Origin of the sequence: Methanolapillus africanus, from assembly GCF_032714475.1 — an archaeon.
Classification (GTDB): Archaea; Halobacteriota; Methanosarcinia; order Methanosarcinales; family Methanosarcinaceae; genus Methanolapillus; species Methanolapillus africanus.
In genome coordinates, this window is record NZ_JAWDKD010000018.1 from 266,169 (window position 1) to 283,991 (window position 17,823).

Annotated in this window: 19 protein-coding genes; 7 read left to right on the plus strand and 12 right to left on the minus strand. The window is 40.7% G+C overall.

What is annotated here, in order from left to right; genetic code table 11:
• Positions 1 to 622 precede the first annotated feature (622 nt).
• On the minus strand, positions 623 to 1,942 hold the full coding sequence (locus MsAg5_RS05770; protein WP_338099674.1) for an adenylosuccinate synthase: 1,320 nt from the start codon (positions 1,940 to 1,942) through the stop codon (positions 623 to 625).
• A 192-nt stretch (positions 1,943 to 2,134) separates the two neighbouring features.
• On the opposite strand from MsAg5_RS05770, the gene MsAg5_RS05775 reads away from it, so the two are divergent.
• A complete protein-coding gene (locus MsAg5_RS05775) occupies positions 2,135 to 2,644 on the plus strand; it encodes a zinc metalloprotease (protein WP_338099675.1) in 510 nt (169 codons plus the stop codon).
• Between the two features lies 1 nt (position 2,645).
• Positions 2,646 to 3,419 (plus strand): hypothetical protein, encoded by a 774-nt coding sequence (locus MsAg5_RS05780; RefSeq protein WP_338099676.1) that lies wholly within the window; start codon positions 2,646 to 2,648, stop codon positions 3,417 to 3,419.
• Positions 3,420 to 3,500: 81 nt separating this feature from the next.
• On the opposite strand, the gene MsAg5_RS05785 is transcribed toward MsAg5_RS05780, so the two are convergent.
• From MsAg5_RS05785 to MsAg5_RS05800, 4 genes are all read right to left on the minus strand, one after another.
• Complete coding sequence (locus tag MsAg5_RS05785; protein WP_338099677.1) at positions 3,501 to 4,154, minus strand: ZPR1 zinc finger domain-containing protein; 654 nt, start codon at positions 4,152 to 4,154, stop codon at positions 3,501 to 3,503.
• Between the two features lie 694 nt (positions 4,155 to 4,848).
• Entirely contained in the window at positions 4,849 to 5,226 is a 378-nt protein-coding gene (locus MsAg5_RS05790; protein ID WP_338099772.1) for a cell division protein SepF, read from the minus strand.
• Positions 5,227 to 5,516: 290 nt separating this feature from the next.
• On the minus strand, positions 5,517 to 6,002 hold the full coding sequence (locus MsAg5_RS05795) for an RNA-binding protein (protein ID WP_338099678.1): 486 nt from the start codon (positions 6,000 to 6,002) through the stop codon (positions 5,517 to 5,519).
• Positions 6,003 to 6,235: 233 nt separating this feature from the next.
• The gene (locus MsAg5_RS05800; protein ID WP_338099773.1) at positions 6,236 to 8,269 is read right to left on the minus strand and encodes a sodium-translocating pyrophosphatase; all 2,034 of its coding nucleotides are present in this window, start codon (positions 8,267 to 8,269) and stop codon (positions 6,236 to 6,238) included.
• A gap of 581 nt (positions 8,270 to 8,850) precedes the next feature.
• Here MsAg5_RS05800 and MsAg5_RS05805 point away from each other — a divergent pair.
• On the plus strand, positions 8,851 to 9,528 hold the full coding sequence (locus MsAg5_RS05805; RefSeq protein ID WP_338099679.1) for a SatD family protein: 678 nt from the start codon (positions 8,851 to 8,853) through the stop codon (positions 9,526 to 9,528).
• A gap of 373 nt (positions 9,529 to 9,901) precedes the next feature.
• Here the strand turns inward: MsAg5_RS05805 and MsAg5_RS05810 are convergent, their stop codons facing one another.
• Both MsAg5_RS05810 and MsAg5_RS05815 read right to left on the minus strand, forming a co-directional pair.
• Positions 9,902 to 10,264, minus strand: a complete 363-nt coding sequence (locus MsAg5_RS05810; protein ID WP_338099680.1) for a hypothetical protein — start codon at positions 10,262 to 10,264, stop codon at positions 9,902 to 9,904.
• Between the two features lie 6 nt (positions 10,265 to 10,270).
• Positions 10,271 to 10,810: a hypothetical protein gene (locus MsAg5_RS05815; protein WP_338099681.1), complete on the minus strand. Its 540-nt coding sequence runs from the start codon at positions 10,808 to 10,810 to the stop codon at positions 10,271 to 10,273.
• A 176-nt stretch (positions 10,811 to 10,986) separates the two neighbouring features.
• On the opposite strand from MsAg5_RS05815, the gene MsAg5_RS05820 reads away from it, so the two are divergent.
• Positions 10,987 to 11,472: a hypothetical protein gene (locus MsAg5_RS05820; RefSeq protein WP_338099682.1), complete on the plus strand. Its 486-nt coding sequence runs from the start codon at positions 10,987 to 10,989 to the stop codon at positions 11,470 to 11,472.
• 7 nt (positions 11,473 to 11,479) lie between these two features.
• On the opposite strand, the gene MsAg5_RS05825 is transcribed toward MsAg5_RS05820, so the two are convergent.
• Both MsAg5_RS05825 and MsAg5_RS05830 read right to left on the minus strand, forming a co-directional pair.
• Positions 11,480 to 11,680, minus strand: coding sequence for a winged helix-turn-helix transcriptional regulator (locus MsAg5_RS05825; RefSeq protein ID WP_338099683.1), 201 nt, complete (start codon positions 11,678 to 11,680; stop codon positions 11,480 to 11,482).
• Entirely contained in the window at positions 11,677 to 12,003 is a 327-nt protein-coding gene (locus tag MsAg5_RS05830) for an AbrB/MazE/SpoVT family DNA-binding domain-containing protein (RefSeq protein WP_338099684.1), read from the minus strand. Before MsAg5_RS05830 ends, MsAg5_RS05825 begins: the two co-directional genes overlap by 4 nt.
• A gap of 165 nt (positions 12,004 to 12,168) precedes the next feature.
• Between MsAg5_RS05830 and MsAg5_RS05835 the strand changes: the two genes are divergently transcribed.
• From MsAg5_RS05835 to MsAg5_RS05845, 3 genes are all read left to right on the plus strand, one after another.
• On the plus strand, positions 12,169 to 12,318 hold the full coding sequence (locus MsAg5_RS05835; protein WP_338099685.1) for a hypothetical protein: 150 nt from the start codon (positions 12,169 to 12,171) through the stop codon (positions 12,316 to 12,318).
• 90 nt (positions 12,319 to 12,408) lie between these two features.
• On the plus strand, positions 12,409 to 13,179 hold the full coding sequence (locus tag MsAg5_RS05840; RefSeq protein ID WP_338099686.1) for a transposase: 771 nt from the start codon (positions 12,409 to 12,411) through the stop codon (positions 13,177 to 13,179).
• Between the two features lie 135 nt (positions 13,180 to 13,314).
• Positions 13,315 to 14,124: a DUF3307 domain-containing protein gene (locus tag MsAg5_RS05845; protein ID WP_338099687.1), complete on the plus strand. Its 810-nt coding sequence runs from the start codon at positions 13,315 to 13,317 to the stop codon at positions 14,122 to 14,124.
• 210 nt (positions 14,125 to 14,334) lie between these two features.
• On the opposite strand, the gene MsAg5_RS05850 is transcribed toward MsAg5_RS05845, so the two are convergent.
• The 3 genes from MsAg5_RS05850 to MsAg5_RS05860 form a co-directional block, all read right to left on the minus strand.
• On the minus strand, positions 14,335 to 14,604 hold the full coding sequence (locus tag MsAg5_RS05850) for a ribbon-helix-helix domain-containing protein (protein ID WP_338099688.1): 270 nt from the start codon (positions 14,602 to 14,604) through the stop codon (positions 14,335 to 14,337).
• Between the two features lie 187 nt (positions 14,605 to 14,791).
• Positions 14,792 to 15,343 (minus strand): XTP/dITP diphosphatase, encoded by a 552-nt coding sequence (locus MsAg5_RS05855; RefSeq protein WP_338099774.1) that lies wholly within the window; start codon positions 15,341 to 15,343, stop codon positions 14,792 to 14,794.
• A 108-nt stretch (positions 15,344 to 15,451) separates the two neighbouring features.
• Positions 15,452 to 17,275, minus strand: a complete 1,824-nt coding sequence (locus MsAg5_RS05860; RefSeq protein ID WP_338099689.1) for a Kae1-associated kinase Bud32 — start codon at positions 17,273 to 17,275, stop codon at positions 15,452 to 15,454.
• Between the last annotated feature and the right edge of the window lie 548 nt (positions 17,276 to 17,823).

A 17,823-nucleotide genomic window follows, 5' to 3' on the forward strand; every position in this document is an offset into this window, starting at 1 on the left:
TCTCAAAGACCCCATGGCCGAAACGGGAAACTTTGAACATTAAGGACTCAAATGTAACTCAAAACAGAGCGTTTCTATATAAAGATTGTGTTAAAAATCGGCATTTCTGCCGTGTTTGCAGGCATTTGGAAAACGGTATTTGGTTTTGAGCGGGCGGCAGGCGCGCGCGTTACAGCACACATTTTCTTCAATTATTCAAAAATAAGAGGCGCATTTATTTAATTATGTCGAGCAAACCATCCCGCTTAAACAGACGCTTTGCGTCTGTTTAAGCGGATACCGCGAACGGATACAATTGAGATGGAAAACTGTAGATGCAATTTGGTTTTATTCTGTATTTGCAAACAGAAGGTGCAAATCGGTACCAAGAAAAGACTGTATTGTTGGAAACAGAAGGTGCAAATCGGATCAAAAAAAGACTGTATTGTTGGAAACAGAAGATGAAAATCGGATCAAGAAAAGACTGTATTGCCGGAAACAGCAAGTGCAATCTATACTGTAAATTGGAATGTATCTTGCAGATGGATTCCGCAAAATACAGACGCAAAGCGTCTGATTTTGCGGGACGGTTTGCTTGACAAACTGATACAAACCTGACTAGATTTTTAGTGACGAAATTCTTTTACAATCCTCTTGCAAACTTATTGCAATAAATTTCAGGCTCACGGTCCGGCATTTTAAACGTTTGCTCGCGTCCGGGTCCGACGGAAACGTAGGTGATCGGAATGTCGCACAGTTTTTCAATCGCGGTCACATATTCCCGGGCGTTTTCCGGCAAATCGTCAAAACATTTGACGTCCGTCAAATCTTTAGTCCAGCCGCTCATTTCAGAATAAACCGGAACGCAGCGATCCAGATCTTTGGTGAGCAGCGGCGGATAATCCATTCGTTCGCCATCTAATTCATACGCGACGCAAATCTGAATCGGGTCGAGTCCGGTCAGCACGTCCAATTTTGTAAACGCGAGTTCGGTGTAGCCGTTCAAAAAGATAGATTTTTTCACGAGCGGTAAATCAAACCAGCCGCAGCGGCGTTTTCTGCCGGTCGTCGTTCCGAATTCTTGGCCGACGTTCACTAGGTGGTCGCCGACTTCATCCGTGAGTTCCGTCGGCAGCGGACCGTTACCGACACGGGTAATATAAGCTTTCGTGATTCCGATGATGTTTGACACGCAAGTCGGGCCGACGCCGAGACCGGTACAGGCGGAACCGGCGATGGTGGACGACGACGTCACATATTTTTGCGTGCCGTGAACGACGTCAAGAAGCGATCCTTGGGCGCCTTCGGCCATGATCGTTCGGCCGGTTCGGAGTCCTGTATTAATGATTTGAGACGCGTCGATGGCGAAATCTTGCAGTTTTTGACCGAGTTCAAGCATTTCCACGATGGTTTTTTCCGGCATAATATATTCCGGACTGCCGCCGAGTTTTGCAATCGCCTGCGCCTTGGACGGCCAAATGTCTTTGATTTTCGCGCGGAAGACTTCTTCGTCGAAAAGATCTTCGAGGCGGATTTCGTCCCGCAGAACGCGGTCGGAATACGCATGCGAGATTCCTTTTTTGGTGGTTCCGATTTTATCTTTTCGAGAAACTTCGGACAATGTGTCCAGCGCAATGTGGTACGGCATAATGATGCTGGCTTTGGCATCGATACCGAATTTGTCCGGCGTCACCTTGACGCCTTTTTCTTCCAGCATTTTCATTTCGTCCATGAGCGAAAACGGATTTAAAACAACGCCCGGACCGATAATGACGGACGAGCCAACCAAAATGCCGGACGGGATTTGATGTAATTTATAAACGTCGTCGCCGATCGTCACGGTGTGTCCGGCGTTGTCGCCGCCCTGAAACCGCGCGACAATTTCATAGTCTTTCGCCAAAAGATCGACAATCTTTCCTTTTCCTTCATCCCCAAATTGAGCGCCTGTAATGATTGTGAACATAAAAGGTAGGAACAATTTGCATTATAAAAGGATTGTGTTCACTGAAAATGAATGCATATGTACATAAACAAATTATTTTTTATTTATAAAAACAGAGATATTTTAACTTACGAAATATATATATATATATATTAAAAAATTGAATGACTGTGCTTAAAAAATTTGAGGTTTAAGCAAAAATAGGAGGATAAAATGAGATTAAAAATTACTTCAATACTTTGCGCATTGATTATATTTTCAATGATTTCCAGTGCAACTGCATGTAATTTCCATATTACAGAAGCGGTCGATTCAAAAAAAGGTATGCAATATGGTGGAACACTTGCATACTATGTTGGTGATTTAAACACATCTATCGCAATATGGAATGCATTAGGAAAAGTAAAAATTGAGAAAGATACAATATTAACATTGCAAGATTTAGATATCCATATACTAAATAGGTATGATCCATACCAGCCAGCTACACCCGGAGTTTATAATTCACAGAATAAATCAATTACATATTATGTACCAGTCATAAGCAATTTTACACAAGCGCAACGTGTAAAAACAATGACTCATGAACTTGGTCATGCTTTAGGAATTGATGAAATCCACGTTGATAATAATATTATGCAACCAAGTCCTGCTAACAATCCATCTAGTCTAAATACTCTTGGAACTCAAGATAGAGCAGTATACACATGCAGGTGGGGATAATATGAGATATAAAAATAAAAAATTCCTTTCAGCTATTTTAATAGTATTATTTTTATTTTCAGTTGTATCAATAATATCATTAACAACTGCTACAAATGAAAAAGAGTTATATGAATCTGAATATCAGCTTTTTAGAGAAGTACACAAAGATCTCTACGGAATTGATGTAACTCAAGAAGAATATGACAACTTACGAAAAGGTTTCTTTGAAATGGCAGAGGATTATGAATTATATGGGTCATCAATTCCGGAATTTAAAATTGCTTATTGTGACCATGTCTTCGTTGGAAGAGTTGTCAGTCATAATGGAAATTTTCAACCTGAGAAAGGAGATTTCCCAAATCCCAACAATTTATACGATGTTGAAATCATTGAATTAATCAAAGGCCCTGCTTTGAAAGATACTATTGAATTAAAACAATACGGTGGTTATTATACGGAAGAATATCTCCGTAAAGAAATAATTGGCGAAAAAAATATTTCAATAGATTCTTTTGAAAAATTCGGTGATGGATATTATGGTTTTATGACGCCAGGTGACTCACTTCTTGAAGTTGGAGAGGTTTATTTATTCATAACAACAACACAAGACGATGGTTACTGTACGATTGCTTATCCGGAATACCGTATCCATTTAGAAGACTATGATAAAATTGGAAGCGACGGATTCGAAGAAGTTGTTTTGTACAAAAAATTGGTTGAATCTGGTTTAAAAGAATATTACAGAATCAGACCCATGGCAAATGAAGAAATCGAAAACAGAAGAATATTGTAATTTAATTTTAACTTAAAAAAGGTTAAAGAATAAAAAGTCCGTCGGACTTTTTATTTTCTATTTTTTATATTCTATTTTATTTTATTCAAACCGACCGATCGGACTTGCTTCATCTGAAATGTCATGAGACAACTCTTCTTTATCGATGTCCAGAATAATCATGCCGGTTTTCAAATTTTCCAATTCGTCACAGGTCAGCTCTCTTGATTTCGCGTTGGCGGACAAAATCGCGCTGTTGCCGAGCGGATCTTTGATTTCAAGCGTCATTTTGCATTCGGCAGTTGCCGGATTGTCGATGATTTCGTCAATCCTGGCCAACAAATAAAGCCCGCGTTCGACTTTATCCATTTCGAAGTCAGCCTCCGACCAGCGGGTCGCGCTTTCAACAACGTTGCGGATGCGTTGGAGAACGCCTTCCACGTTTGTAATGTAGGATTCGGAAATCGGGCCCGGCTCGACCATGATGCCGAGTTCCTGAATAATGATGGTTCCCGAGGTCGAGCGAATGACGCGAGCGTCTAAGTCGTCGAGCGTGTTGACGGCCAACGAATAGCAAACCGGATCTTTGCCGGTCAAAATCATCGTGTCGGCGAAGCGGAACGTGCAGTTCGAACAAATGGACGTCGTGTACATGATGTCGCCGAAATACGGAATGTTGTCCCGCTGCCATTTCATGATCAGCTCGTTTTGACAAAGCGGGCAATTGGTTCGTGTTTCAAAAGTATCTTCAATCAAAAAGTATTCACCTGGTGGAAAGAATCGCCTTTGCATATATAAAGGCAACTCAAAATATTTCCAACATTTCAGAAGTATATATTTTAAAAGTATAGATTGCACCTACGGGGGACTATTTTTAAATTTCAGTTTGCATCTACAGGTGACTGTTTTCTAGTTTCAGTTTGCATATACGGGTGACTGTTTTCTAGTTTCAGATTGCACCTGCAGTTCACTATTTTTAGATTTCAGATTGCATCTACAGGTGACTGTTTTCTAGTTTCAGTTTGCACCTACAATTGACTATTTTTAAATTTCAGTTTGCATCTGCAGTTCCTAACAATACACCTATTTCTTGTTCCGGTTTTCAGCAACAGGTTCCAACAATACAGATGATATTTCCCTCAGTTTTGTACTTACTGCCGCCAATTGCACCTTCCCATTCTGCGATATCCGCTTAAACAGACGCCAAAGGCGTCTGTTTAAGCGGGGCGGTTTGCTTGGGATGATGAAAAAAACAGACTCCGAAATAAAAAAACAAAATAAAAAATGAACCGCTCAGTTCTTAAAAAACAAAATAAAAAACGAACCACTAGTTCTTGAAAATCCAAACGAAAATGGGTACCGTAACGCGCGCGCCTGCCGCCCGCCAAAAAAGAAAACAAAAACCGAAGCGAATGAAACGAAAAAAAGAAATGAAAAAAGAAAATCGGAATCAGTAGTTTCCGCCGATTTTTCTTCTGTCGACCTTAATGCCGGTCGGGGTGACTAAAATGTTGTTGTCTTTCATGCCGACAATGTCGCCGTGGACGTCCAAAACCACATCTTTGAGTTCGTTGAACAAGTGGTTGCGGAGGCGCTCGTCAGCTTTGATGTTGGAAATGTCGACGATGAGAATGTTGCCGTCGTAGATTTCCTTTTTGAGCATCGTGATTTGATCAAAATTGGTGAAAATCGCAATCTTGACGTAAGTTTCCGCCGGCTCGTTCGCCGTGTCTTTGTCAATGTCCTTTTCGAATTTGTCAAGGTCAATGTATGCTGAATAGTCGTCCGATTGCTTGGATTGGCCGGACCCGCCAAGGATTTTTTTCATGAAACTCACGATAGACACCTTTGGTTTGAATTGGAATTCAAAGTTTAGAAAGTAAGTTAAAATAAACAAATGGAAGTGTGAAATAAATTGACAATTTGAATTTAATTGCTCTATGTATAGCTTAATGATTTATTAATCTAATTATCAAAAATCATCTGAATAATCAATAGCTTAATGATTTCTTCATTTATAAACTTATATATAAGTGATGCCCGAAAGCCGGCATTTTAGCCGAATTCGGGAATTTGAATGAATAAACGAATAATGAAAGAAAGAATCAAATTTTTGGATTAAATTTCCAAATTCCACAGCGTATCGCCGACATACGACAACGATTTCACCGCTTTGCCGGATTTGGAATTCGTCATTTCTTCGCCTGAAATTAACGCGCGCCCAATGGCGAGCGGTTTTTTGTGCGTCATGTCGACAACGATCACCAAATCATCTTTTTGAATGCCCGTGTCCGCCAAAACGATGCCCGGACTCATGACGTCCGCCCCGTTGACCACGAATTTAACGGCGCCCATATCCACAACGACCAGCCGTTTGTCCGGCATCAAAGACAGCGCGCCCCGAACCGTCGGGAAAATATCGCCGTCGAATTCGAAAAACATCTGCTTGCCGTCGACAAAAATCACCTTGAACTCGTCCGTCGTGACGACCTCAAATTTGGAATCGGAAAGAGAAGAGACGCTGTCCCCAAAAACTTCCGCCAATGATTCAACAATTTTATTTTTATCATTTTTTCTGAGACTGACTCTGGACTTAATTCTCAAAAAATCACCTGTTGACGGGTAAATACGGAACAGGCATATAAAAAGATATTTACGCGAAAATCCCGCCGCTTTTTAAAAAATCGTCCCGCGTTTTTGACAAAAGAAGAATGTGCCGCGATAACGCGCGCGTGCGGCGCGCCCAAAAACAAAACAGAAAAGATCAAAAACAAATAAAAACACAAAATAAAAAAGAAAAGAGAAGGAGTCGAAAGTCGATTCCTCTTTTTTTCAATTTAAAACAATCCGCCCAAAAGTCCGCCGCCGATGAAAAGGGAAGCGAACAAAATGGCGATCATGTTAACGACTTTGATCAAAGCGTTCAAGCCCGGACCGGAGGTGTCTTTGCACGGGTCGCCGACAGTGTCGCCGACAACGGCCGCCTTGTGAGCGTCAGAACCTTTGCCGCCGTAAAGACCGGATTCAATCAACTTTTTCGCATTGTCCCAGGCGCCGCCGCCGTTGTTCAAGGTCATGGCGAGCATGAGACCGACGACGATGATACCGATCAAAAGACCGGCAAGCGCAGCGGATCCGAAAACGTATCCGACAACGAACGGAACGATGATGGCCAACGCACCCGGAATCACCATTTGGCGAAGCGCCGCGGTTGTCACGATGTCGACACATTTACCGTATTCCGGTTTTGCGGTTCCTTCCATAATGCCCGGAATTTCCCGGAACTGGCGGCGAACTTCTTCGACGACGCCCATCGCAGCTGTTCCGACCGCACGCATGGTGACGGCCGCAAACACGAACGGCAAAAGCGCGCCGATTAAAAGACCGACCAAGACAAGCGGGTTGTCAATGGCGAGATCGCCGGAAGTGAGTCCGGATTTCAATTTGAAGTCCGCGAACAAGGCCAAGGCACCGAGAGCGGCAGAGCCGATCGCATATCCTTTGGTGACGGCTTTGGTGGTGTTGCCGACCGCGTCAAGCGCATCGGTAATTTCACGAACAGATTCCGGCTGGCCGGACATTTCGGAAATACCGCCGGCGTTGTCCGTAATCGGACCGTAGCAGTCAAGCGCCACAATCATACCGGTCGTGGAAAGCATGGAAACGGCTGCAATCGCAATACCATAGAGACCGACGGTCGAGTCAGCTGCGCCGCCGACAATGAAGTAAGAAATCAAGATACCGGCAATGATCGCAATCACCGGAAGGGCGGTGCTTTCAAAACCGAAAGAGAGACCGGAAATGACGTTGGTACCGGCGCCGGTTTGGGAAGCTTTCGCAATGTCTTTGACCGGGCGGTATTTGGTGGAAGTGTAGTATTCCGTGAACACGACCATCAAAACGGTGATCGCCATACCGACGAGGGCTGCCAAATAGAAGCGGTAGTCGGCCATCAAGTAGTACGTCACGATGAAGAAGAGAACGGCGCTGATAACAGTTGCAGCGGCAACGCCTTTGTAAAGCGCGTTCATGATATTCTTGCTCTTGCCGAGACGGACGAAGAAAACGGAAACGATGGAGACCAAAATGGCCACCGCGCCGAGAATCAGCGGGTACAAAATCGCATTCGGAATGGAAGTCAGCACCAAGGATCCGAGAAGCATCGCAGCAAGCAAAGTGACCGCATAGGTTTCGAACAAGTCGGCGCCCATACCGGCACAATCGCCGACGTTGTCGCCGACGTTGTCTGCAATAACGGCCGGGTTTCTCGGGTCGTCTTCAGGGATGCCTGCTTCGACTTTTCCGACAATGTCCGCACCGACGTCAGCCGCTTTGGTGTAAATACCGCCGCCGACACGGGCAAACAAACTGATTAAACTGGCACCGAAACCAAATCCGACGACAAGGTTGACGTCGCCGTAGATGATGTAGAACAAACTGACGCCGAGAATGGAAAGACCGACAACGGAGAGACCCGTGACAGCGCCGCCGCGGAACGCGACGTTTAAAGCGTGTTCCAAACTGTCCCGGGCCGCGCTGGCGGTTCGGACGTTAGCGCGAACGGAAACGTTCATACCGATGTAACCGGCGGCAGCGGATGAAAGCGCACCGAAAACGAATCCGATGGCAATTTTAAGACCGCCGTGCGGCCATAAGAAGACCGCGATTAAAATTGTTAAAATAACGGCAACGACAGCAATCGTTTTGTATTGCCGGTTCAAGTAAGCCATTGCCCCTTCCTGAATCGCCGCAGAAATCTCTTGCATTTCTTTTGAGCCTTTGTCCTCAGCAAGGACTTTTTTCGCCAAAAGGGCTGCAAAAAGAAGACTGATGAGACCGGAGATGGGAGCAAGGTAAATCAAATATTCCATCATGGTAAACCTCTTAACCTCTTTTTAAAACATAGTTGAAAACAATGAAAATGACAAAATCATTTCATGAGAATAAAAATAATAAGGATGATAATAACCACAAGCCGCTTCCCGAAAAATGGTTAAACAACCGGAAGGAAACGACAAGTTCTGCATGGAAATAGGTATTTACCTATATAATTGTTTCACAAAAACGGTTTAAAATTCCGTTACAGTGGTAGTTCATTCAAAAAGAAGATGAGCGGAAAATAAATAAATTTAAATAATAAAATTCATAATAATTAAGGTTATAACCTAAATTTAATTGAAATTAAGGATATAACCTAAAATTGACATAAATTAAGGTTATACCGTAAATTTAATAGAAATTAAGGATATAACCTAAATTTGATTTGAATTAAAGATTTAACCTATATTTGACTGAAATTAAGATCATAATCAAAATCAATAAAAATAAAGCGTTAACTGAATTCAACTAAATTAAGTGTCAAACCCAAATTCAACTAAAATTAAAGTTATAACCGAAGTTCCATCCATTCAACAAATTATTTTCAAAAATCGTTCACAGACAGTGAGACAAAATGAATGAAAAGACATATTTTGCCGTCATCGGCGATATTATTTCATCCAAAAAAATAACGGACCGAAATAAAATTCAAAAAAGACTCAGCGACGTGCTGGCCGGAATCAATCAGCAATATGCCTATGAAATTGCCTCTGATTTTGTCATTACGTTAGGAGATGAATTTCAGGGACTTCTGAAAGATGCAACACTTTTGCTTGAGATTTTAGACCGGATAAAATTTGAGCTGGAACCCGTGGAAATCAGGTTCGGCATCGGCATCGGAAAAATTGAAACGGAAATTAACAGAAAATCAAGCGTCGGCGCTGACGGACCGGCTTATTGGTGCGCCCGGCAGGCGATAAATATTATCCACAGTAATAACGATTATAATATATCTAAGATTGCGGTAGAAGTTGAAAATAATGAATTGCCGGATATTGTCAATTTGGTCAACGAAAGTCTCCGAATGTGCGATTACATGGAAAAACACTGGCGGAAAACACAAAAAACTCTTGTAAAGGAAAGCGTTCTTCGATTCGGACATGACACAAAGGTTTCCCAAAAAGAATTGGCAGCTTTGTTAAATGTGTCTGCGCCCGCCTTAAACTTGAGAATCCAAAGTTCAGGTTACTATAATTACCTCCGAATGAAGAAATCGATTTGCAAGACGCTCCAAGTCCGGTATGGGAATTAAGGGCTTTGCACGAAAAGTCCGTTTTGCACGGAAAGTTTGTCATTTGCACGGAATGTTTGTCATTTGCACGAAAAGTCTGCCATTTACGACTTTGGCTTTATGAGTTTTGCACAGAAAGTAAAATTCTACACGAAATATCATTTTTTTAGATAATTTAAATAAATTCAACCGGCTTTGCACGAAAAGTCCATTTTGCACGTAAAGTATGTCATTTGCACGAAAAGGCTTTGTGTAAGAAGTCTGTTTTTTCTCCGACTTTATACACAGAATGCGGACTTTTTACACAGAATTAAACTTTGAAAATTTTCATATTATGACTTTGAAAGAAAAATCCTTTTGAAAACGTTTTAAAAAAAGAAAGAATGGGAAATTTTTATGAGAAATAACCCATATCTCTTAACTCAATCCACTCCTCCCAATCAAATGACCCTTCTTCTATTTCATAAGGCGTAAGTTCAATTGGATAGTGTTTGTAATCATTTTCTAAGTTTTCAAAAACTTGTCCTTTACCATTTATGAAATAATATCCATCACGGCTATTTTCACTGTTTTTAAAAAACAAGTAGTATGTATCAGGAGATAAATTTTCACTTGTTACGTTATTGGGATTTCCGATTGGATAAACAGTTCCATCATAACGGACAGTACCGTAATTGTCTGTATTTTCAACACAGCCGGAAATAAAAATGCCGGCAACGATTAACAAAAGTAAAAAAATAGAAGTTATTTTTTTCATAATCGTTCATTCCTCTTCTTCCATTATCTGCTTTGGCTTTTTCAATTTAATCAGGACAATACATAAAAGAAGCAAAGGCAAAAACACGATTATAAGAAGCTGTCCAATTGGATAGCCGATTAATGCGACTAAAATTCCGATAATTAACATAATTTTTGAAAAGCTTTTGATTTTTTCGAATCGGTTAACCCATTTCAATCTATTATCTTCTGCTATTTCTGCTTCACTTTTTTTAACACCCTGTTCCTTATCAAAATCCTTCCGCTTCATTCGATTTACACGAAGATAGATTTCTGTTGCGAGTTCGGTTGATGTATAATCTAAATCTTTCTCTGAAAAATCAACATTTTCATTTAGATACGCATCAATTTCAGCCACGCTTTTATTCAAAAACGTATCCCATCCGTACAACTTAATCATATGATTAACAGGCTTCTCGAATGGATTTTTATTGTAAGTCCAATACGCTACAACAAGCATAATTAAAAACAAAATAAATATACCTGCGTTCTCTCCAAACCATGCCGGAGTCAAAAAATCTGCCATTTTATAGTTCTCCTTTCTTTATCCACAAAAGTAAACCCGATGCAGGGTTATAACAATGATAATGGATTATCATTGTATTTATAAAATACGCATAAATGATTAGCAGTAATCATTCATTTGATGTATGCGTACGGGTTGTCACGAATGATAATATTTTCAAAAAACATCAAATTATTATGACTCAACGGGGCAAAAAAAGCTCAATATCATTTACAATAAGCCAAAAATTATTGAATCAACTGAATTCAATGACCCAATCGGGAAAATTTACTTCAATATCGGATGTTGTAAGCACTTCAATAGTGTTTTTAATTGCAGAAAGAACAAATCTCAATTTTGATGATTCAACACTTATAGAAACAGTACCAGAAGACAATTCCGTAAGGCCAAAAATATCAGCAGCATTAAATGAATATTTGGATACCGAACTTGAAAATATATCAAAAGACACTCAAAAAAGCAAATCCTATATTGTTCGAGTAGCCTTGTATCGTTTTATTGAATTTTACAACAACAATGAAATCACAAAGAAACAAGAGGTCGTCCCGGGAGACGAATTGCTTGTTCAAAAAACAGAATTGAAAGAAATGGTTCGTGGAATAGCTCATGAAGTCGTTCCTGAAATCATAGATGAATATCTCAAGAAAATAAATGAAATATGAGATTGTATCAATACTTAATCCACCAAAAAACAGAATTACCCTTTATTCCACCATCTACATAATTTTTTTTGTGCATTTCATCAAGGTATTTTTTAGTCGTCGGCCACGACAATTCTGCCCTTTCTGAAATCTCTTTTGTAGAAAGTGGTTTGTTTGCCAAATACAGAACTTTCATTATTTTTTTTTCCTGCGCGTTCAAAATCATCATTTTGCTACATCCTGATTCTCTTTACCCTTATTTTTGGAAACTACTTTTATCTTTGCTTCTTTTATCACATTTTGTTCATTGGGTTTTGATTTTGCCAATTCAAAGTAGATAGCATCTCCTTCTTTAATATTTAGTTCACTCGCTATTTCTTTTGGAATTCTGACAGAGAATAATTTGCCATCAAACGATGTGTTCATTTCTTTTTTAATTATATGTGTTTCGTCTTTATAAAATTCATTTAATATTTCTTTCGGAATATTCTTATAATCAATATCGGGAAACTCTTCAATTAATTTCATTTTATTTTTGTCCAATTTTGTCATAAACATCTACTATACTATAGTGCAATTCTATTATAAATAATCTTTTATTTGACATAGAATTGGGCAAAATATTTGAAATTTTTTAAAGATACATTTAAATAACAAAATTGTTTATTATAGAATTGTGCAATTTTATTGCAAATTTAATTAATAGGAGATAACAATATGGAATTAAAAACAAATGATAAAATCACAATCAAGCAAACCCAGCTATCTGAATGGTCACTTTACAACAAATCGCAAACAAGTGAAATTGAATTGTTCGACACATACCTTTTAGACCTTGTTAATACTGTTGAAAATAAAGAAAATTAGATTGGACGACCGAGAACACCTAATCAAGCCCTTTTATATTATTCGATACAAAAGGCATACCTCCAAAAATCGTCACGAAGAGTACAAACATTGTTTAAACGAATAGCAGAGCAGAATAAAATCTCCCGTACGCCAGGTATCAATGGGGTTTCTACTTTTCTTAATAGAAAAGAAGCCACACCCATTCTCCGAGAGCTTCTTCGCTTATCCGCAGCTCCAATGGCCTCAATCGAGGAGAATTTTGCTGTTGACTCATCCGGCTTCCGGACAACAACTTATTCCGAGTGGTGTAGAGAGAAGCATAGAACCGGAAAAAAGAACGATTGGTTAAAGGCACATATCATCACGGGCGTGAATACGAATATTGTTGCTGATATGGTGGCTACTGATGGAAATTCTGCGGACATAAAAGAATTCAACCAACTTGTTGAAGGTGCCATGAAGAACTTTGATGTAAAAAGAGTAACTGCTGACAAGGCGTACCTTTCTAGAAAAAATTATGATTTGGGGAAAGATTGCGGTTTTGAATTACTTATCCCGTTTAAATCAAACGCTACAGGAAAACAAAGAGGTTCCAAAGCGTGGTTCGATGCGTTTTATTATTTTAAAACAAACGAAGAAGAATTTATGAAAAAATATCACGAGAGGTCAAATGTTGAATCAACATTCGGTGCAATTAAAAAGAAATTAGGAGATTCCTTGAAATCAAAAAATCACACTGCTCAAATAAACGAATTGTACTGTAAATTTATTGCCTATAACATCACAATGTTGATTAGAGCAAGATATTTACATGATGTAGAGATTGATTTTAATAAATTTGGAGAAATTGGGGCCGTCAAAACTGAAGTAGCATGTTAAAAATTTGAGATTTTATAAATCACGGGAGAACGTTTTTTTGAAATCTGCACGAAAAGTAACCAACTTGCACGAAAAGTTTGTAATTTTACCGACTTTTCGTGCAAAGCCGGAATTAAGAGATGAGGGAGAAATAAAATGGATACGGAAATTTTCAACTTTTATCTGTTCATTTTCTTATTTTGCCACGTCGTTGGAGACTATTATTTTCAAACGGAAAAGCTCGCTGGCGAAAAAGAAAATAATTATCGGAAAACAGGAATACACTGCATTCTTTATGCCGTTCCGTTTTTAATATTCCTAATTGTCTACTTATTGTTCCCAACCCTATTTCATATTCCAAGTCCGTCAAATTCGGAAATTTTTGCCGTCATTTTGGCGATAGCCGGAATTATCATTTCCCATGCTGTGATTGATTTGGTGAAATGCCGGTGGATTAAAAACACAGCTGAGTTCAAAATTGAAAGGCAGAGAAACGCTTACATTACGGACCAAGTTCTTCACCTGATTGTTATTTTGGTTGCCGCCGCTTGGCTTTTCGTTGAAACAACATCCGACGCGGCGGAAATCATCATTTCATCCGCCGATTTGTATATGGGATTCAAAATTGTTCTTTTTGCGGCAATTATCCTCAAACCGGCAAACATCAGCTTTAAAAAGATTTTTTCAAAATACCAACCGCTGAAAAATGAATCACAAAATGACGAAACGGACAAAACGACAATTGCGGGCGCCGGGGCGACCATCGGATCTTTGGAGCGGTTGCTGATGGGTTTTTTTATGATCATCAATCAATTCGCTGCCGTCGGCTTGATCATGACCGCCAAATCAATCGCCCGCTATGATAAAATATCTAAAGATCCGTCCTTTGCGGAATATTATTTGATCGGAACGCTTTACAGCATCCTGATTACATTGGTTGCCTACTTGTTGATATTCCGGCTCTGAAAAATAAAATCTGAAAAAAATCTGAAAAATAAAATCTGAAAAACGGCCGTCCGTCCAAAAAATCAAAATGGAAATGTGTTGCTATAACGCGCGCGCCGCCGCCACCGTAAAAACAGACCGGAAGGGCATAAAAACAACGAAAAATAAAAACAAGAGAAATAGATTTTTAAAAAAATCCGGCAATCAGTTCAACCGAATTCATTTTTCATTTTACTTTTCACTTTTTTTCGATTTCTCATAAAACTGCGTGATTTGTTCCCGAATCATTTCGCTGAGCAGCATGCGGTCGCTCTCGGACATGGAACTGAAGGAAGGCGATTGTTTCTCGTCATATTCCCGCAAATATTCGGAAACGGCTTGATTTAAAAAATCAGAGACACTCGCAAACTCACCTTTTTGGATTAAGTCATCAATTTTCCGTTTATGAGCAGGGCTGATGGTTCCACTAATGACCGGCTTTTTACGAGTGTAGTTTGTCATTGCCGTTTAAATCGGCAAACAGATTATTAAAACTGATTCAGACTATTGTTTTTCTATTGTATACAATTCGATTTGAAATTAAATATAATTTAGAAAAGATGAAAAAATATGAAAAAAGAAACGTCATTAAAAGAAGAACAATCAGAACAGTATTTAAATTTTTTTGAAAATGTGAGAATTATTTGAATCATACGGATTTCAAATAATTCAAAAAACTGTCAATGGCGCGCCGCCGGTGGGAAATTGTATTTTTGAATTCCGTTCCGAGTTCGCCGAATGTTTTTCCGTTGTAATCGAAAATCGGATCAAAGCCAAACCCGCCGGTTCCGCGTTCTTCAAATGCGATTTTCCCCTCAACAATTCCGGCAAACGTCAGCGGTTCTTCGCCGGGTTTGCAAAAAGCGACAACCGTTTTAAAATAAGCGTCCCGGTTTTGTTCCCCGTCCATCAATTTCAAAACGCGGGGATTGCCGAGATGATCTTCAACAAACCGAGAATACGGCCCCGGAAACCCGTTTAAAGCTTTAATAAAAATGCCGGAATCATCAACCAAAACCGGAATGCCCAGATCTTCCGCCGCCGCCTTAGCGCTCGCCGCCGCAATCGGTTCCAAATCATCCGCCTGAATTTCCGGATAATCGCCTTTGTTTTGAATGACTTCAATACCAAAACCCGATAAAATTCCCTGAATTTCATTGAATTTTCCGGCGTTTCCGGTCACGAAAACGATTTTTTGAATTTTATGCTGCAGATTTGGGAGTCCTTGGTCTTTCATTATGATCCTCCGATTTCAGTTTTTCAAAATAAAAATAGTCCAAATTAAAGATAATAAAGTTTAAAGTTAAAATTAAACGTAACGTCCTCTTAATTTGATTTCTTCGGCTCGTTTTAAAACGTCAGCCGCCTGTTTAAATTCGGATATATATCCTTCCGAGAACGATTCTATCAACGCCTTTGAGTTCCGGTGCGAACTTTCGAGCGTTTGGAACAAAACATGAACGTCAACACCTTTGGCTTCGATATTTTTGTCCGTAAAGGAAAGCCCGAAATCAATAAAGCAAACAGCTTCCTCATCTGTATAAATCATATTGGACGTGGTGAGATCCCCGTGAATAATGTTGACCGCGTGAAGTTTTCCGACCATTTTGCCGACGGAAATTCCTAATTTTTTTGTGAATTCGACATCGTCTCCACCAGTTCCATCGTGTTCATCGATGACAAATTTAACCGGAATGCCGCTGATGTATTCCATTTTAATGGCAGTTTCGGAAACGCCGTACACGACCGGCGTTAAAACACCTGCCTGGCGCGCTTCCGTCATCATTCGGACTTCGACACGCGTTCGTTCTTTTCGAATCCGGGCGTCCAAAACATCTAAACGGTATCCTTTTTGAACCCGTTCTTTGACAACCATTTCGGATTTGAGGGCATCAGGGTTTTGATTTCCGAGATTATCGGACACAACGGCGCGGATTTGATTTTCAAATCCGAACACTTTCGGACAAATGGAAACAACCGCTTCCGCCCCGTTTTTCATTTTTTGAATTTCCATTGCCACATGAATGGGATTTTTTTCTTTCCAGGTGACGGAAACATGATCTGCCCTAAATCCGGCGTCGACCGCGGACTCTTCCAGAGACAGCGTGTCGCCGGCTTTGTACATGAGAAGTCCGGTATAAGCAATCATGGCGCCGTTGTCGCCCATGAACCTTTTTTCCGGAACATAGAATTTGGCGCCGCGTTCTTCACACATTTGATTGAGCATTTCACGAAGGCGTGAATTGGCGCCGACGCCGCCGGCGAGAAGCACTTCGGATTTTCCGGTGTGTGCAAGCGCCCTTTCGGTGACTTCGACCGACATCGCAAAAGCGGTTTCCTGGTACGCCCGGCAAATGTTGGCCAAAAATTTGTCATCAGGATCAACGTTGCCGTCTTTTTCGCCGTTGTTTTTGTTTTGAGTTTGATTCTGATTTTGAGTTTGGTTCTGATTTTGGTTCTGATTCTTACTTTTGTTTTCTTGAAGAAGACGGGTTGCAGCTGTTGAAAGACCGGAAAAGAAGAAGTCCATACCTTTGACAGTATACGGAAGCTCGATGTTTTCCGTCGCCTCTTTGGCATATTTTTCAACAAGCGGACCTCCGGGATGCGGCAAACCGGCCGACCGGGCGAATTTGTCCAAGGAATTCCCGAGACCGATATCGAGCGTTTCGCCGAAAACGCGGTAGGTTCCTTCTTGGTACGCTAAAACTTGAGAATTGGCGCCGCTCACGTAAAGAACAACCGGATCGACGGCCGCCGTTTTCCAGACGCCGACTTCGATGTGCGCCACGCAATGGTTGACGCCGACGAGCGGTTTTTTGAGAATTTGAGAAATCATGCGCGCGGCCGTTGCGACAATCCGAAGGCAAGGACCAAGCCCGGGTCCCCGGGAAAAAGCGACGGCGTCGATCTCGTCGTGGGAAATGCCTTTTTCTTCCAACTGAGAAAAAACGCCGCCGATGACTTCCCCGATATGCGCCGCATGATGCTGGGCCGCTTCGCGTGGATGAATACCACCGGTGGCCGGCCGGTACGTGTGCGTGACTTCGACGATGACATCGTCTTCATCAACAACGGCCGCGCTTAAGTTCCAAGCGGTTCCTTCAATGCCCAAAACAATCGTTCGCTTCAAGTCAAAACCTCAATAATGATGAAGAAAAGAAACGGATTAAGATATAAAATAGTATTTCAAGAAATTTCGGGTTCTGCTTTGGGGGCGGGCGGCAGGCGCGCGCGTTACGGCATTCGTTTTTGTTTGGATTTTTAAAAACGCAGAGGCGGTTTTTTGAAAATGTCACACAAACCATCCCGTAAAATCAGATGCGAAGCATCTGTATTTTACGGATACCAATGAGCAGATACATTAGAATTGCAAACAGCAGGTACAAATTGGATTAAGAAATACGTGTCTTGTTGGAAACTGCTGGTACAAACTGAAATCTAAAAATAGTCAACTGCAGGTGCAAATTGAAATTTAAAAATAGTCAACTGTCAGGTGCAGCACAGTGTCTGAAAATATAGAACTATCACTGTCACTGATTTCAGATAATATTTACAGCAATCCGCCAAGTTCCACCCTCTTCACGCCTTCGGCGTTCAGAGGTCTGAACTTGCGGGATCACATTCGGAACAGGCGCCATATTGCTGCAATTTGTGCGCTGCCGGCGCGCGCGTTATGGC